The sequence below is a fragment of the Mesorhizobium sp. M7A.F.Ca.CA.004.06.1.1 genome (assembly GCF_003999135.1).
In the GTDB taxonomy this organism is placed as follows: Bacteria; Pseudomonadota; Alphaproteobacteria; order Rhizobiales; family Rhizobiaceae; genus Mesorhizobium.
Genome location: NZ_RZPQ01000067.1, coordinates 1 through 14,476 on the forward strand (window position 1 = coordinate 1; position 14,476 = coordinate 14,476).

Sequence of the window (14,476 nt, forward strand, 5' to 3'; positions counted from 1 at the left end):
ACCGAGATGCGATCGCCGAAGGCAGCCGCCTCCTTGAGCTTGTGGGTGATGAAGACGATCGCCAGGCCCTGCTCGACAAGGCGGCGCATCAGTGCGCCGAGTTCGTCGATGCCTTTCGGCGTCAGCATGGACGTGGACTCGTCAAGGATGAGCAGCCGGCTGTTGCGCAGCATCGCGCGCAGAATCTCGACCTGCTGCTGCTCGCCGAGCGACAACTCCGATACCTTGGCTTGAAGCTTGACGGTGATGCCGAGCGTGCCGGTGATCTCGGCGACGCGCGCCGCCAGTTCCTCGGTCCTGGGGCGCTGCCACCACGGCCCGCCAAGCAGGAGATTTTCCGCCACCGTCAGCGTCGGCACCAGCATCATGTGCTGGAATACAGTGCCGATGCCGAGTGTCAGCGCATGGCGCGGCGAGGTGATCGGCGTCGGTTTGCCGTCGACCAGTATGCGTCCTTCGTCCGGCTGCTGCAGGCCGGACAACATGCCGATCAGTGTCGATTTTCCAGCGCCGTTCTCGCCCAATAGCACATGCACTTCGCCCGGGCGGATCGACAGGTCGACGCTGTCATTGGCAACGATGCCGGGGAACCGTTTGGTCACGCCTTCAAGCGCGACGATGTCGCGCCCTGCAACGGACGATGAAGAAAAACCGCTCATGAAAGCCCAGCACCAAAAAAACGGGAATCGTCCGGAGGGGTGAACGGATCACCCCTCCGGCAGCCGGCCGTGATCGCCTTACTGGGCGACGCTGGTCATCAATGCCCTGACGGCGGCCGCGTCATAGACCGGCTCAACCTTGATCTTGCCGGAAATGACGTCCTCGCGCAGCGCCTGGATTTCCGTCCAGGCATTGTCCGGGATCGCAGCGGTCTTCAGCAGCTTGACCGAGTCGTCCTTGAGGCCGATCGTATAGTGTTTGGTGCCGAACGTGTCGGCCTTCAGGTCGGCAATCATCGCCGCATAGACCGGCTCGATGTTCCACACCACCGACGACAGCAGGAAGCCCTTGTCGATCGGTGACTTGTCGCCGATGACGTCGATGAAATAGACCTTGCCGCCATCGGCTGCCTTGGTCGTCTCGACCGCCTGCAGCATGCCGAAGCTCGAACCGTTGCCTTGGCCGAAGATGATGTCGGCACCCGATGCGATCACGCTTTCGGTGACGCGCTTGCCGCCGGCCGCGTCGCTGTAGGCGGCAGGGCCGATCACCGCATAGGTGATCTTGACGTCAGGGTTTTCCGCCTTCACGCCTTGTGCGAACGCCGCCGACTGCGAATTCCACGATGGCGGTTCGCCCGAGACGACGATGCCGACCGACTTGGAACGCGACACCTTGGCGGCGAGACGGCCGGCCAGATAGGCACCCTCGTGGCCGCTCAGCGTATAGTCGGCGACGAGGCCCTTCTCCAAGCCGGCTGGCGTGTCGACGATCGCCACCGGAACTTTCAGTTCCTTGGCGATTTCGGGCGCCGAGGTGTTGTAGCCGCTGGCATGCGCGATCAACAGGCTGGCGCCGTCGGAGGCAAGTTCCCGCAAGGTCGGACGAACGTCGCCATAGCCGAGGCCCTGGGCCACGACCACTTCGACGCCGGCGGCCTTGCCCGCCGCCTTGGCGGCGTCGATGCCTTGCTGGTTCCAGCCATAGTCCGTGCCTTCTTCGGGCGTCAGGATGGCGATCGACTTGACCTCGCCGGCAAGCGCGCCGCTCATCAAGACACCGGTCAATATAGCTGCACTTACACTGCTCTTAAGAAACTTTAACATGTTACCCTCTCTGTTGTTTTACCAATCAATATTCTTATTGTTATTGCGCAAAAGCGAGATAGACTGCCTAGGAAAAATTACATTATGGAGCTCAGGCAAAGTGAAGATCCGTTATGGCCTTCCGGTGATGCTGGCGTTGTCGTCCTTCGCCAACGCGGTTGAGTTGCACCATGTCACCGTCCGCACCGGCACTGACGGGCTCGACATGGTTCCGTTGACGATTTCGAATGCGGGCAGCGAAAGCCTCTCCTGCAACGCCGACTTCGCCCACTGGTATTCAGCCGGGATCGCAACGGTCGAGCCGGGCAAGAAGACCCGCGTCGAGCTCTGGTTCGATGCGAAGACCGGCACGTTCACGATCCTCAACGACAAACGCGAGAACCTGCCCGTCGAGCGGCTGTGGTGCGGTCTGGCGAGCCGCGCATATGCCACCCGCGTGCAGGTCACGCTCGACCGCACCGATGCGGCGAAAGGCGAGCGTGATGTGTCCTGCGGCATCGCGCGGGACAGCCTGGTCTGCCGGTAGGCGGTCATCGGGCTTTCCGTTCGAACACCGCGCGCCCCTTATTCTTTTGCCAGGAATGCGTCGGTGAAGACGTCGTCCGCCGACAGAGCCGTCTTGAGCACCCCCTGGTCCGTCAGCGTCTTCAGGGTCTCCTCCCACTGCGTCTTCGTCATCCAGCCAAGACCGTGTTCCTTTGTGTCGGGGCTGCTGAACGTCGAGGCGATGTCGGCGTTGATCTGCGCCAGCAGTACATCCTTTTTCTCCGCATAGCCGGGCGCGGCCTTGGCCGTGATCTCGGCGGCCTCTTCCGGATGAGCCACGACATAGTCGAAGGCCTCCCTGTATGCCTTGACGAAGCGGCGTACGACGTCCGGCTTGTCCTTGATCATCGCCTGCGAGGTGAACAGGCCCGAGCCATAGGCTTTCCACCCATGGTCCGCCCCCATCATGATGCTGAGCGAGCCGGGGCCTCCGGCCTTCGCTTCCAGCTCGGGAACCTCCGCATCGATATAGCCGACGACCGTCTGAACCCGGCCAAGCAGCAAATAGCTTTCATAGGGAGGCGAGACGCTGTTCAGCGTCATGTCCTTTTCGGTCAGGCCGTTGGCGGCCAGGAAACCCTTGAAGAAGATGTAGGTGGAGCCGGCCGGATGAATGCCGATGGTCAGTCCCTTGAGGTCGGACGGCTTGGTGAGCTTCAGCGTCTTGGCCAGCGAAATGATCCCCAGCGGCGAGTGCTGGTTGACAGCCGCCAGCGCCACGACCGGGACATTCTGCGACCGTGCGACGGCAAGCGTGGGAAGATCGCCGAACCCGAAATCCGCGTTCTCATTACCCACCAGCCGCATCGCGTCCGGCGAGCCGGACCCCTTGCGGATCTCGGCCACATCGATGTCGTTCTTGGCGAAGAAGCCCTTTTCCTTGCCGACGAAGAACATGGCGTGATTGCCGCGCACCACCCAGTCGAGCTGGACGTTGACCTTGTCGGCCGCCAGAGCCGCGCTGGAGAAGCCGAGTGCGCCGACAAAAGCTGCCAAGGTAGCTGCCTTGATAAGTGACCGTCTCAGCATGTTTTGTTCCCCTTTATGAATTTGGTTGATCGAGTGGGCCTAGGACTGGCTGAATTTCGGCGCCCACGGCACCACGATGCGTTCGAGGATTTCGGCGGCGTAGTAGAAGGCGATGCCAAGCACGGAAACGAGCAGCAGCGCTGCGAAGACCAGCGCCGTGTCGAGCTGGGTCGAAGCGAACTGGATGACGTAGCCGAGACCGTCCGACGCCCCGGCAAATTCGCCGACGATGGCGCCGATCACGCTCAACGTGGCGGCGATCTTGGTTCCGGCCATAAGGTTCGGCAGCGAGTGCGGAACGCGGATCCTGAACAGGATCTGCGTCTGGCTGGCCCCGACCGAATTCATCAGCGACAGCAGCGAGCGATCGACCGATTGCATGCCGGCCAGCATGGAGAGCGTCACCGGGAAGAACGCAATGACCAGGATGAGGCCGATCTTGGGCGCCAGCCCATAGCCGAACCAGAGGATGAAGATCGGCGCCAGCGCGACTTTCGGCACGTTCTGGAACAGCACCACCAGCGGATACAGCGCGCGTCCCAACCAATCGAAGCGCACGATGACCAGCGCAATGGCAATGCCGACCACGACCGAGACCAGGAAGCCGAACAGGATCTCGCCCGCCGTCACCAGCGTCGCCTGCATCAGCGTGCCCCATTGCGCGACCAGCGACTTCGCGATCTCGGAAGGGGCGGGAATGATGAAAGCGGATATGGCAAAGATCCGCACGGCCGCTTCCCACAGCACGATCGTCACCAGCAGGAGGATGACCGCCGGCAGCCAACTGCCGGTCGCCGCACTCCAGCTGGAGGCGAGGCGCGGCTCGGAAAGGTCCGTGATGGGTTGGTCGCTCAAGACGCGCCTCCCGGTTGATGGCTGGAGCGCAGCATCGTTCGCAACTGGACCACCAGCCTGACGAACTCCGGATCTTCGGTGACCGACAGGTCGCGCGGATAAGGCAGCGCAATGTCGAGGCTCTCGGTGATCCGCCCCGGCTTGATCCCTAGCACGTGAACATGGCGCGACAGATGGATGGCCTCGTCGATGGAATGGGTGACGAGCACGATCGTCTTGCCGGTACGCTGCCAGATCTCCAGCAGCGACTGGCCCATCGAATCGCGGGTGATGGCGTCGAGCGCGCCGAACGGTTCGTCCATCAGCAGGACCGCCGGGTCGAGCGCCAGGGCCCGTGCGATGGCAACCCGCTGCCGCATGCCACCCGACAGCTCGTTTGGCCGCTTGTGGGCGCTGTCGCCCAGCCCGACCAATTCCAGCATCTCCTGCCCGCGCGCCCGCAGATCCGAGCGCGACAGCGATTTGTCGGCGATGCCGAGCAGCAGCGAGGCATTGTCGACGGCGTTTTTCCAGGGGAGCAGGTTGGCGTCCTGGAAGACGAGGCCGATCATCCGCTTGCGCGCAGCCTCGATCGGCGCGAGCCCGGCGATCGAAACGCTGCCCTGGGTCGGCTGCACCAGCCCGGCCAGCACCTTGAGCAAAGTGCTCTTGCCGCAGCCGGAAGGGCCGATAAGGGAAACGAACGATCCCTTTGGCACCGAAAGATCGATGTTCCTGAGGATCAGCTGCCGGGCGATGACCACCGAAACGCCTTTGGCGGAGATCAGATCGTCATGGCGGATATGGGCCGGCCTGTCGCCGGCGGCTCGGATGGTTTCAATGCGCATGGCTTGCCGCCCCGCGTGCTGTTTTCTGCCGCACCCGCACCATCTTGATGGCGAAGGCGCCCTTCACACAAACAGCCGACCGGTGGAACTCCTCGAACCGGCCTGCCCTCTGCGCACCATGTGACATTGGCTACTCCCGGCCTTCCAGGATGCGCCGCACCGCGACGAGCTTGCGCGCCCGTTCACCTTGCAGCGCTTTTGTCTGCTCGGGCGTGTAGGCAAACATGCCCTCGCCCGACTTGATGCCGAACTTCGACGCGGCCGTCTTCTCCAGCACCATCGGCGCGACATCGTCACGGTTGGAGAGATCGGCATTCAGGAAGGACGAGACGGATTTGTAGATATCCAGCCCCGCCATATCGAGCAGCGCCATCGGGCCGATGACGGCAATCTTGTAGCCGATGCCCCAGGATACGCAGGTGTCGAGGTCTTCCGGCTCGATGACGCCGCGCTCGACAAGATCGACCGCCTCGCGCAGCAGCGCATAGAGCACGCGGTTCTCGACGAAGCCTGGAACGTCCTTCTTCACCACCACCGGCAGCAGGCCGATCGAGCGGATGAGATCGCGGATAACAGTCACGGTTTCAGGCGCGGTCTTTTCGCCGCCGATCACCTCGATCATCGGGATGATGTGCGGCGGGTTCGACCAGTGCATGCCGACCATCCGCTCGGGTTGCGAGATATGCGCCTGCAGCTTGGTGATCGGGATGCCCGACGTGTCGGAGGCGACGATGACAGACGGGCCGATCAGCGGATCGATGTCGCGATAGGTCTGCGCCTTGATGTCGATATTCTCGGGCACGTTCTCGATCACCAGTTCGGCGCCATCGACGGCCTCGGCGATCGTCTCGACGAAACGCACGCTGCCGGCGCCAGTCCCGGGCGCCTTGATGTCGAGACGGTCGAGCACGCCGCCGGCGAGATCGAGCATGCCGCGGGCGCGCTCGATTGCCCCTGGCGAAACATCATACGCCGTCACATCGAGCCCGCCGCGCGAAAGCCGCGCGGCGATGCCTGGACCCATCGTTCCCAGTCCGATGAGAGCGGCGCGCTTGATCATCATGCCGCCTTTGCGGGAGCAGCAGTGGTTGCCGCCTTGAAAGCCGGCCGGGCGGCGATTGCGGCCACCCAGCGCTCCAGATTGGGCATCGACGGCCGGTCGATCTTGAAGTCGACGCAGCGCTTCAGGATCGGCGCGCAGGCAATGTCTGCAAGGGTCAGCTTGCCGAGCGCCAGGAAGTCCTTGCCGGCCAGGTGGCCGTCGACGATCTTGAGCTGCGCGACAAGGTCCTTCACTTGTTCCTTGTATTCGGCGGTCTGTTCTTCGGGCGTGAGCTTGGCGCCCTTGAAGGCCGCCAGGTAGCCCGGATTGACCGCAGCCAGCAGGAAGTCCATCCAGCGCTCGACCTCGGTCTTTTCGGCCGGCGTGGCGCCATTCAACTGTTCGCCGCCGAATGCCGCGAGATAGCGCAGGATGGTGTTGGACTCCCAGATCACGGTGTCGCCGTCGACCAGCGTCGGCACCTTGGAGGTCGGGTTGAGCGCCTTGTATTCCGCCGTCTGCGTGTTCTCGAACTGGCGGCCATAATCCTCGCGCTTGTAGGAGGCCCCCAGCTCTTCGAGCATGAAGAGCACCTTCTGGACGTTGCCTGATGTCTGGCGGCCTAACAGCTTGTACATGTCGTCTCCTCGCTAGTGTCCAAGGCCTACTTGCTCGCCGGCAGCGGCTTGTAGACGATGGCGTCCATTTCGATCTTGGTGTTGATGACGGCCTTTGCCTCGACGGTCGTGCGTGCCAGAACGGCGTCGCCGATCCCTTCGAGGAACGCCTTGTTGTAGCGGCCGAAATCGCGCGTATCCTCGAGATAGGTGGTGATCCGCACGACATCCGACAGCGTCGCGCCTTCATGCGCGATGACGCGTGCAATGGTCTTCAGCGTCGCCAGCGTCTCTTCCTCGATCGTGCCGCTGATCACGTTGTTGTTCTCGTCCTTCGGCACCTGGCCCGAGACGAAGATGAAATCGCCCGCACGCACCGCCGGATGAAACGGCAGGTTCGGGTTCTTGTTGCCGATGGCGTAGTGGCTGGCGGATTTTCGCGTGCTGTCGCTCAACATACCCCCCTAGAGAACGCTGGTTTCGATGATGTCGACGCCGCGGATGCGATCGATCAGGTAGACGATGCCGCGGTCGTCGATGGTCACGTCGTTGGACGAGGAACGCTCCGCCCCCTCCGGCGCGTCGGGCATGAAATGGCCGACTTCCTTTGGCGCGAACGGATCGGCGATGTCGACGAGGCGCAGCCCCTGCGCGAACCATGCAAACGGAATGACGGTTCCATTGAACCGCTCGGAGGGCTGGTGGCAGCCGGTCATCGGCGGTTGCGGCGCGCCATCCGGGTCGAGGCCCGGCACCTGGAAGGTCGAGATCGGCAACGGGTTGGTCTCGTCGGTGATGTCGTAGATCCAGGTGAAGGCCGGCGGCGAAGGTCGCAGTTTGGCGACATCCTCGTCCGCCACCACCATGATGTTGCGGCCCTTCAGCAACTGCGGGATCGGCAGGCAGGTGTGGGTGGGATGCGGAAAGCTCGGGCTCGAATTGACGTGCGAGACCAGTTTCGGCTTGGTGATGTCCGAAATGTCGAGGATGAACAGGCCGTGATGCCAGTAGCTGACATAGAGCCGGTCGCCCATGCGCAGCGGATGGTGGCAACGCGGCGTGACATAGTCATGCCACGGGTATTCTTCGCCGCCACCCGTCCACTGGCCGGGTATCCACCAGCGTCCGACCTCGACCGGCTGTGCCGGATCGATCAGGTCGAGGATCATCACGATGTTGCCGACATAACCGTCGGCGGTCGGCGAGATGTAGACGTAACGGCCGTCGAAGTCGTAGCGGTGGACGCCCTTGCCGCCGGTTATCCATTTCGAGATGAGCTTGGGCTGCGCCGGCTTGGTTGTGTCGTAAAGCGCCAGTCCGCCGCCGAAATCGGCCGGGCCGGCATCGCCAAAGCGCTCGTGGTTGATGATCATCAGCCCATCCTTGGCGCGCACCTTGTGCGAGTGCCAGCCGGGCGGAACATCGATCGTGGCTATCTTGCGCGGATTGCGCGGGTCGGAAATATCGACCAGCGTCGTGCCGCTCGGCGGCCGCATGTGGCCGATATAAAGGATGTTGCCATCGACCCAGACCTGGCCGCCGCCTGGACAGTCGACATGGCCGATCTGCTTGGTGTTGAACGCCGAAACCAAATGCATACACCCTTGCTGCTGAAGCGTCGTTTTCGATGTCCACGCCGCCAATCGCGGCGGGACAGTGCTTGCCGAAGGACCGGAAACTAGACGAGGCGGAGCAGATCGCCGGCCTGGTTGCGGCCCCAGCGCTTGTAGAGGAGCAGCGCCTTCTGCGTCGGCGCATCAGTGGCGCCGAAGAAGATCACCGGCTCGCTCGACGAGCCGTTGACATGCTCGACCCAGGAACCGCCAGGTATGGCGATGGTGTCGAACTGGTTCCAGTCATAACGTTTGCCGTCGATGATCGAATGGCCGTTGCCGCGGAACGGCGCCAAGAGCAGGCTGGCGGTCTCGCGCTGCGGCAAGGTCTTCTCGCCGGGGCGCAGCATCTGCACGTAGAAATTGATGGTGTGGAAGACGGGTCCGCCGGTGGTCGGATCGACATAGTCGATGACGATGCCTTCATGGGGGTCGCCATCCCAATCCTTGTGGGCGTCGAGGACCGCTTCCATCTTCTCCCAGCGATAGACATACATCGGCGACGACAGGCCGCCGCCGCGCTTGTGGTCGACGAAACGCGGCATCAGGCCACCCTCGCCATAGATGCGCTGTGAGTAGTCACCGGGATAGCGGGCGGTCTGCACCTTCTTCTCGACTTCCTTGCCATCGACCATCTCGGTGTATTTGTGGTCGAAATGGACGGCATGCAGCGTTTCGACCAGCGGCAAGTCGAGCACCGACAGGTTGACCGCCTGCTCGCCGCCGACGGTGCCATGATTGTGCCAGGCGTCGTTGGGCGTCAGCACCATGTCGCCCGGGCCAAAAACCACGTCTTCGCCCTCGACGCCGGTGAAATTGCCCTTGCCGGTCAGGCCGAAGCGGATGGCGCTCGGCGAGTGCTTGTGCGGCGGCATGATCTCGTCGGGATCGTTCAGGCGGTAGGCGGTGTACATGGTGCTGACCGATGCACGCTTGGGCGCAAGACCGGGATTGACCAGGATCAGCGAACGGCGCTCACTGTCGTCCATGGTCACCAGTTCGGCGGCGCGCTGCAGCAGCGGCTCGATGTCCGAATAGGACCACACGAAGGGAACGGCCTTCGACGTCGCCATCAGCTGCTTGATCTCGTCATGGTCGACGCCTTCCGACGTCGCCCAGAACGGAAACATGTTCTTTGCGTAGAGGGCGTCATAGAGGCCCTTGAGTGCTGCCTTCTTGTTGGTGAGCACATCGTTAGCTGGTTGCGCCAGGGACATATCGGACACCTCTCGTCACGAAGAAAATACTTCTAACCAACTCAACCGTATTCGCATTGGTTTTGCTCGACAATAGCCAAATTGCGAATTTTATAAGTTTTTGGTTGAGGTGCATTTTTGGAAGGCAAATGCCCAAAAATAGGCAGAATAGCCTAGAAATGCGCGAGATACGGCTCGCAATCAGGGCGTGGAACCGCTTCGCCACGGCCATGCGGAAGCGCATGACAGTCCAACCAACGCAGTTTTTCAGTCTCAACCAAAAGACTTTGGTTGTATTCCGGCCGCCTCTATCAGGCCGCCACGCTCTGTTGAGCGCGGCTGCGGATCAGATCCGCGGCCTTTTCGGCGATCATGATGACCGCCGCATTGATGTTACCACAGACGAGGTCGGGCATGACCGAGGCGTCCACGACACGAAGTCCGGCGATGCCGCGCACCCGCAATTCCGGATCGACCACCGATGCCGCATCGACGCCCATGCGGCACGTGCCGGCCGGATGATGCACGGTGATCGAGGTCTTGCGGATATGCTCGTCGATCTCTTCGTCGCTCTCGCATTTCGGGCCGGGAAAGAACTCCGCGCCAACGAACGGAGCCATGGACGGCTGGCTGGCAAGGTTGCGCGCAACGCGAAAGCCGGCGCGAAGCGATTGCCAGTCGCTCTGCGAGGACAGGAAGTTCTGGTGGATCAGCGGCGCAGCGACCGGATCGCTCGACGCCAGCTTGACGCTGCCGCGGCTCTCCGGCTGCACCGCAACGATACGGGTCGCAAAGCCGTCGGCGAACGGCGCCTTGAACGGCGACATGTAAGGCCATGCCCCCAGCGGTGCAGCGGTGAAAAGCAGCTGCACGTCCGGCAGCGGCCGGCTTGCGTCGCTCTTCAGGAATGCCACGACGCCGCCAGGCACATCTCCCGAAAAGCCCTTTCCGGTGAGATAGGTCTTGACGAAATCCAGCCCGATACGATCGGCCCGCATCATCTTGAGAAACGGTCCCGGCTGTTTGCGCCGATACATCAGGATGACCGAAACATGGTCCTGCAAATTCTTTCCGACCTGCGCACGATCGACCTTCGTCTCGATGCCATGCGCCGCGAGCTCACCGCCGTCGCCTATGCCTGACAGCATCATCAGCTGCGGCGTGTTGATGACGCCGCCGGCAAGCAGGACTTCGCGCCGCGCCAGAACTTCATGGCTCGCCCCGCCTCTGGTGTAGGCAATGCCCGCCGCGCGCCCATCCCTGAGCAGGATCTTCGTCGCCATCGCGCCGGTCAGCACCTTGACATTGCCGCGGCGCATGGCCGGCCGCAGATAGGCGGTCGCGGTCGAGCAGCGGCGGCCGTTGGCGATCGTCATCTGCAGCCGGCCGAAGCCTTCCTGTATGGCGCCGTTATAGTCGTCGGTCTGCGGGTATCCGGCATCACGGCTGGCTGTGGCGAAGGCATCGATCAGTTCGTCCTTGTACCGGCAGAACTGGGTGTTCAGCGGCCCGCTGCCACCACGGTACCGGCTTTCCCCCGCTTCCCAGCGCTCCTGCTTCTTGAAGTAGGGCAGCACCTTGTCGAACGACCAATCCGTCAGGCCGCTTGCCGCCCAGCGATCGTAGTCGCCGCGATTGCCGCGCACATAAGCCATGGCGTTGGTGGAGGAAGAGCCGCCGATGACCTTGCCGCGCGCGCATTCGACCTTGCGCCCGCCGACATTGGCCTCGGGCTCGCAGAAATACATCCAGTCGTGGCGGCGCTCGGTCAGTATCTTGCCCCAGCCGAGCGGGATGTGGATCATCGGATCGCGGTCCCAATCCCCCGCCTCCAGCAGAAGCACCGATACGGCAGGGTCCTCGCTCAGCCGGTTCGCCAGCACGCAGCCGGCCGATCCCGCACCGACAATGACGTAGTCAAAGGTTTCGCCAGCCGGCATGCGTGATCCTCGGGAGAAAGACGGTCCGCCGCGATGGCAACCGTCGACATGGGCAGTCAACCATCGCGCAACTAGTGTTGTCAACCATTGCGTACAGTTGTAGATTGGTTGAATTGGTTGAGTGCCGTCGAACAGGTTTTCGTGTCACAATATGATGTCGGGACGTTGAGTCGGCGGTCTGCCGATCGGACAGGAGATTTGGTTTTGAGCGCATTCGAGCCGCAGGTCGGACCATCGGATCTCGACGACATCATCGCCGCGGTCCGCCAGTTGCAGCAGGGCGGCGGCAAGCTTCCGTCCGAGCGCGATCTTGCGCAACATCTGAGCGTCAAGCGCCATCAGCTTCGCAAGGCGCTTGAAGTGCTGCGCCTTTCGGGCGACCTCAAACCGGCGCGCGCCAGGCGGGCGCCGACCGCCCTTCCGAGATATGGCGAGGAACTGGTCAGGGTAACCAATCCGATCGAGGTCCTGGAATTGCGCCTGATCATGGAGCCGGGCCTTGCCCGACTGGCGTCGCTGCGCGCCTCCTCTTTCGAGACGGCGCGGATCCTCGACGCGGCAACCACGCCGGAGAACGCCCCGTCGGGTGAGGTCGACTTCGCTTTCCATCTCGCGATCGTTGCCGCGGCCCGCAACCATCTCGCCGCGGAATTCTACAAGATGCTGCGCCAGGTCGGCGTCGATGCGCGGGTGAAAGTTGCGCGCACCGCAGCCCCCACCTGCCCCAAGCGGATCGCCCACCGCGACGGCGAGCATCGCCTGATCGCCGAAGCGATCTCGCAGCGCGATCCCGAAGCGGCAGAGGCCGCAATGCGCACGCACCTTTTGTCCGTGCAGAGACAGATCATGGAACGGTCGAATGCCGGCGCCTTTGCCGCGTGATCGTATCAGCTTCCGATAGTGAGCCTGTGCGGGGAATTTCAAATTGAAACGTCATTTCGACGTGCTGGTGATCGGTGCGGGATCCGCCGGCTCGGTTGTTGCCAGCCGGCTCAGTGAAGACCGGTCGTGCCAGGTCGGCCTCGTCGAGGCCGGGGCGATGCCGGCCGATCCCGACATCGCCGATCCGCTGAAATGGACGATGCTTCAGGGCCGCGCCTACGACTGGAGCTACCGGACCGTGCCCCAGCCCTTCACCGCCAACCGCGTCCATGAATGGCCGCGCGGCAGGATCGTCGGCGGCTCGAGCTGCCTGCATGCAATGGCCTATGTCCGCGGCCATGCCGATGATTTCGAACCCTGGGCGCAAGCTGGCGGCGAGCGCTGGTCCTATCGGGGGTTGTTGCCGGGCTTCATCCGCAGCGAAGCCTTCACTGCCTTCGACGGGCCGACACGCGGCATGAGTGGCCCGCTGGACGTCTATCTGCCGGACGCCGAAGTCAGTCCGGTCGTGCGGGCCTACATCGCCGCCGGGCGCGCCATGGGTGCTCCCGCCCTGAGCGACCACAACAGCGGCGAACTGGTCGGCACTAGTCCCAATTCACTCAACATACGTGACGGCAAGCGCCTGAGCGTCGCCGACGCCTATCTGTCGTCGCAGGTCATGGCGCGGCCGAACCTGACCTTGCTTGCCGGCCACGAGGTCGAGCACCTGGTGCTGGACGGCCACAAGATCACGGGCGTGAGCGTGGTGTGCGGGGGCCAGACCGGAACGCTCTGCGCCGACCGGATCGTCCTTTGCGCCGGCGCAGTATCCACGCCGCTCATCCTCATGCGGTCGGGCATTGGCTGTCCCGATACGCTGAAGCAAGCTGACATACGTTGCCTTGCCGATCGCGACGATGTCGGCCGCAACCTGCAGGATCATCTGCTGGCTCTCGGCAATGTCTACAGCACGAAGAAGCCGGTGCCGCCTTCCCGCCTGCAGCACTCCGAATCGCTGATGTACCTGCACAGCGATGACCCGACCCGCTCCACGGGAAGTCCCGATATCGTGCTGGCCTGCGTCGTCGCGCCGTCGGCGGCCGAGGGCCTGAAGACCCCGCTTTATGGCTCGGCCTTTACCATCCTGTGCGGCGTCACTCATCCAACAAGCCGCGGGCGCATCACACCGAGCGGGCCTGGTCGCAATGACAAGCCGGTCATCGACCCGCATTACCTCGAAACCGAACACGATCGCGCGACATTCAGGATGGCGTTGAAGCGGGCGCGCATGGTCGGCCATCATGCGGCTCTGGGCGAATGGCGCGATATGGAGATCCTGCCAGGCGCACCGGTTCAGTCCGATGCCGAACTCGATGCTTTCATCGCCAGGGCTGCTTCCACCCATCACCATCCGGCCGGCACGTGCCGGATGGGTCGTGACACTGAGGCCGTCGTCGATCCTGACTTGCGGCTGAACGGCTTCGACAATGCCTTTGTCGTAGACGCCTCGGTGATGCCGGCGATCCCGAGCGGACCGATCAACGCCGCGATCGTCGCCATCGCCGAAACCTGGGCGGCGTCTTCACGGGCTACCCCGTCCTCAGCGTAACCGCGGCCGCGTCCGACAGTTCCCCTGGGTTCCGAATGGCTCTGGCTCCCAGCGATTGTCAGCTATGGAGATGCGTCAGTTCAAACGCGGCTCCGTCCTGGACGCCGGCCATGCGCTGCTCGGCGGACCGGAACATGTCCGCGAACTCCACCTGGTTTTCGAACACCACGCCGCCGACCTTGACGGTCAGGGCATCCTCGGTCCCTTTTGGCGCGAAATAGACTTGCGCGATGCGCGCCCGGATACGCTCGCCGATTTCCCTGGCTTCTGCTTCGGTCGCGCCGGCGAGGAAAACCCCGAACATCGACGTCCCCATGCGTCCAACCAGATCCTCCGCACGCACCGACGATTGTATGGTCGAGGCTATGAGCCGCAAGGCCTGATCGCCCCATTCAAGACCAAAGCGCAGGTTGATGGACCGCAGATGTTCCGAATGGATGACCAGGAAGGCGCCCGATTTCGGCCCCGGTACCGACGGCCGTGCCGTTCTTTTTTCGACCATCGACGTGAAGACCGCTCCGTTCAGGCAGCCGGTCATGGTGTCGAAGGTTGCCGACTTGTCGAGTTCCCGG

16 protein-coding genes are annotated in these 14,476 nt (G+C 63.0%); 3 read left to right on the forward strand and 13 right to left on the reverse strand.

The features are described 5' to 3' along the window. Both EN906_RS06950 and EN906_RS06955 read right to left on the reverse strand, forming a co-directional pair. Nucleotides 1-659, reverse strand: a 659-nt coding sequence (locus EN906_RS06950; RefSeq protein WP_127375112.1) for an ATP-binding cassette domain-containing protein, incomplete at its 3' end; no start/stop codon positions are given. A gap of 78 nt (nucleotides 660-737) precedes the next feature. After that, a complete protein-coding gene (locus tag EN906_RS06955; protein WP_127267961.1) occupies nucleotides 738-1,766 on the reverse strand; it encodes a BMP family protein in 1,029 nt (342 codons plus the stop codon). A 100-nt stretch (nucleotides 1,767-1,866) separates the two neighbouring features. Here EN906_RS06955 and EN906_RS06960 point away from each other — a divergent pair, with 100 nt between their 5' ends. Continuing rightward, nucleotides 1,867-2,292, forward strand: coding sequence for a hypothetical protein (locus EN906_RS06960; protein WP_127267962.1), 426 nt, complete (start codon nucleotides 1,867-1,869; stop codon nucleotides 2,290-2,292). A gap of 38 nt (nucleotides 2,293-2,330) precedes the next feature. Here EN906_RS06960 and EN906_RS06965 read toward each other — a convergent pair whose 3' ends face one another. From EN906_RS06965 to EN906_RS07005, 10 genes are all read right to left on the reverse strand, one after another. Further along, entirely contained in the window at nucleotides 2,331-3,341 is a 1,011-nt protein-coding gene (locus tag EN906_RS06965) for an ABC transporter substrate-binding protein (protein WP_127267963.1), read from the reverse strand. Between the two features lie 39 nt (nucleotides 3,342-3,380). Continuing rightward, nucleotides 3,381-4,196 (reverse strand): ABC transporter permease, encoded by an 816-nt coding sequence (locus tag EN906_RS06970; protein ID WP_127267964.1) that lies wholly within the window; start codon nucleotides 4,194-4,196, stop codon nucleotides 3,381-3,383. Next, on the reverse strand, nucleotides 4,193-5,023 hold the full coding sequence (locus EN906_RS06975; protein WP_127270364.1) for an ABC transporter ATP-binding protein: 831 nt from the start codon (nucleotides 5,021-5,023) through the stop codon (nucleotides 4,193-4,195). The genes EN906_RS06970 and EN906_RS06975 overlap by 4 nt, the downstream gene beginning before the upstream one ends. Continuing rightward, complete coding sequence (locus tag EN906_RS37210) at nucleotides 5,013-5,150, reverse strand: hypothetical protein (RefSeq protein WP_164748745.1); 138 nt, start codon at nucleotides 5,148-5,150, stop codon at nucleotides 5,013-5,015. The genes EN906_RS06975 and EN906_RS37210 overlap by 11 nt, the downstream gene beginning before the upstream one ends. A 3-nt stretch (nucleotides 5,151-5,153) precedes the next feature. After that, nucleotides 5,154-6,083 (reverse strand): 5-formyl-3-hydroxy-2-methylpyridine 4-carboxylate 5-dehydrogenase, encoded by a 930-nt coding sequence (fhmpcd1, locus tag EN906_RS06980; RefSeq protein WP_127267702.1) that lies wholly within the window; start codon nucleotides 6,081-6,083, stop codon nucleotides 5,154-5,156. Further along, complete coding sequence (locus tag EN906_RS06985; protein ID WP_013529861.1) at nucleotides 6,083-6,703, reverse strand: glutathione S-transferase family protein; 621 nt, start codon at nucleotides 6,701-6,703, stop codon at nucleotides 6,083-6,085. The genes fhmpcd1 and EN906_RS06985 overlap by 1 nt, the downstream gene beginning before the upstream one ends. A 26-nt stretch (nucleotides 6,704-6,729) precedes the next feature. Continuing rightward, a complete protein-coding gene (locus EN906_RS06990; protein ID WP_127267701.1) occupies nucleotides 6,730-7,140 on the reverse strand; it encodes a RidA family protein in 411 nt (136 codons plus the stop codon). Between the two features lie 6 nt (nucleotides 7,141-7,146). Next, nucleotides 7,147-8,280 carry a hypothetical protein gene (locus EN906_RS06995; protein WP_127267700.1) on the reverse strand — a complete coding sequence of 378 codons (1,134 nt, stop codon included), beginning with the start codon at nucleotides 8,278-8,280 and terminating at the stop codon, nucleotides 7,147-7,149. Between the two features lie 80 nt (nucleotides 8,281-8,360). Next, on the reverse strand, nucleotides 8,361-9,512 hold the full coding sequence (locus tag EN906_RS07000; protein ID WP_027039500.1) for a cupin domain-containing protein: 1,152 nt from the start codon (nucleotides 9,510-9,512) through the stop codon (nucleotides 8,361-8,363). Nucleotides 9,513-9,802: 290 nt separating this feature from the next. After that, the gene (locus EN906_RS07005; RefSeq protein ID WP_127267699.1) at nucleotides 9,803-11,431 is read right to left on the reverse strand and encodes a choline dehydrogenase; all 1,629 of its coding nucleotides are present in this window, start codon (nucleotides 11,429-11,431) and stop codon (nucleotides 9,803-9,805) included. A gap of 204 nt (nucleotides 11,432-11,635) precedes the next feature. Between EN906_RS07005 and EN906_RS07010 the strand changes: the two genes are divergently transcribed. Both EN906_RS07010 and EN906_RS07015 read left to right on the forward strand, forming a co-directional pair. Further along, nucleotides 11,636-12,313, forward strand: a complete 678-nt coding sequence (locus EN906_RS07010; protein WP_127267698.1) for an FCD domain-containing protein — start codon at nucleotides 11,636-11,638, stop codon at nucleotides 12,311-12,313. 43 nt (nucleotides 12,314-12,356) lie between these two features. Continuing rightward, nucleotides 12,357-13,904 carry a GMC family oxidoreductase N-terminal domain-containing protein gene (locus EN906_RS07015; protein WP_164748746.1) on the forward strand — a complete coding sequence of 516 codons (1,548 nt, stop codon included), beginning with the start codon at nucleotides 12,357-12,359 and terminating at the stop codon, nucleotides 13,902-13,904. A 58-nt stretch (nucleotides 13,905-13,962) separates the two neighbouring features. Here EN906_RS07015 and EN906_RS07020 read toward each other — a convergent pair. Next, on the reverse strand, nucleotides 13,963-14,476 hold a 514-nt coding region (locus tag EN906_RS07020; protein ID WP_164777117.1), incomplete at its 5' end, for a GGDEF domain-containing protein.

What these genes read in the sequence shown, in the direction of transcription:
- EN906_RS06955 (WP_127267961.1), bottom strand. Translation starts at nt 1,766, where the DNA reads ATGTTAAAGTTTCTTAAGAGCAGTGTAAGTGCAGCTATATTGACCGGT.
- EN906_RS06965 (WP_127267963.1), bottom strand. Translation starts at nt 3,341, where the DNA reads ATGCTGAGACGGTCACTTATCAAGGCAGCTACCTTGGCAGCTTTTGTC.
- EN906_RS06975 (WP_127270364.1), bottom strand. Translation starts at nt 5,023, where the DNA reads ATGCGCATTGAAACCATCCGAGCCGCCGGCGACAGGCCGGCCCATATC.
- EN906_RS37210 (WP_164748745.1), bottom strand. Translation starts at nt 5,150, where the DNA reads ATGTCACATGGTGCGCAGAGGGCAGGCCGGTTCGAGGAGTTCCACCGG.
- fhmpcd1 (WP_127267702.1), bottom strand. Translation starts at nt 6,083, where the DNA reads ATGATCAAGCGCGCCGCTCTCATCGGACTGGGAACGATGGGTCCAGGC.
- EN906_RS06985 (WP_013529861.1), bottom strand. Translation starts at nt 6,703, where the DNA reads ATGTACAAGCTGTTAGGCCGCCAGACATCAGGCAACGTCCAGAAGGTG.
- EN906_RS06990 (WP_127267701.1), bottom strand. Translation starts at nt 7,140, where the DNA reads ATGTTGAGCGACAGCACGCGAAAATCCGCCAGCCACTACGCCATCGGC.
- EN906_RS06995 (WP_127267700.1), bottom strand. Translation starts at nt 8,280, where the DNA reads ATGCATTTGGTTTCGGCGTTCAACACCAAGCAGATCGGCCATGTCGAC.
- EN906_RS07000 (WP_027039500.1), bottom strand. Translation starts at nt 9,512, where the DNA reads ATGTCCCTGGCGCAACCAGCTAACGATGTGCTCACCAACAAGAAGGCA.
- EN906_RS07005 (WP_127267699.1), bottom strand. Translation starts at nt 11,431, where the DNA reads ATGCCGGCTGGCGAAACCTTTGACTACGTCATTGTCGGTGCGGGATCG.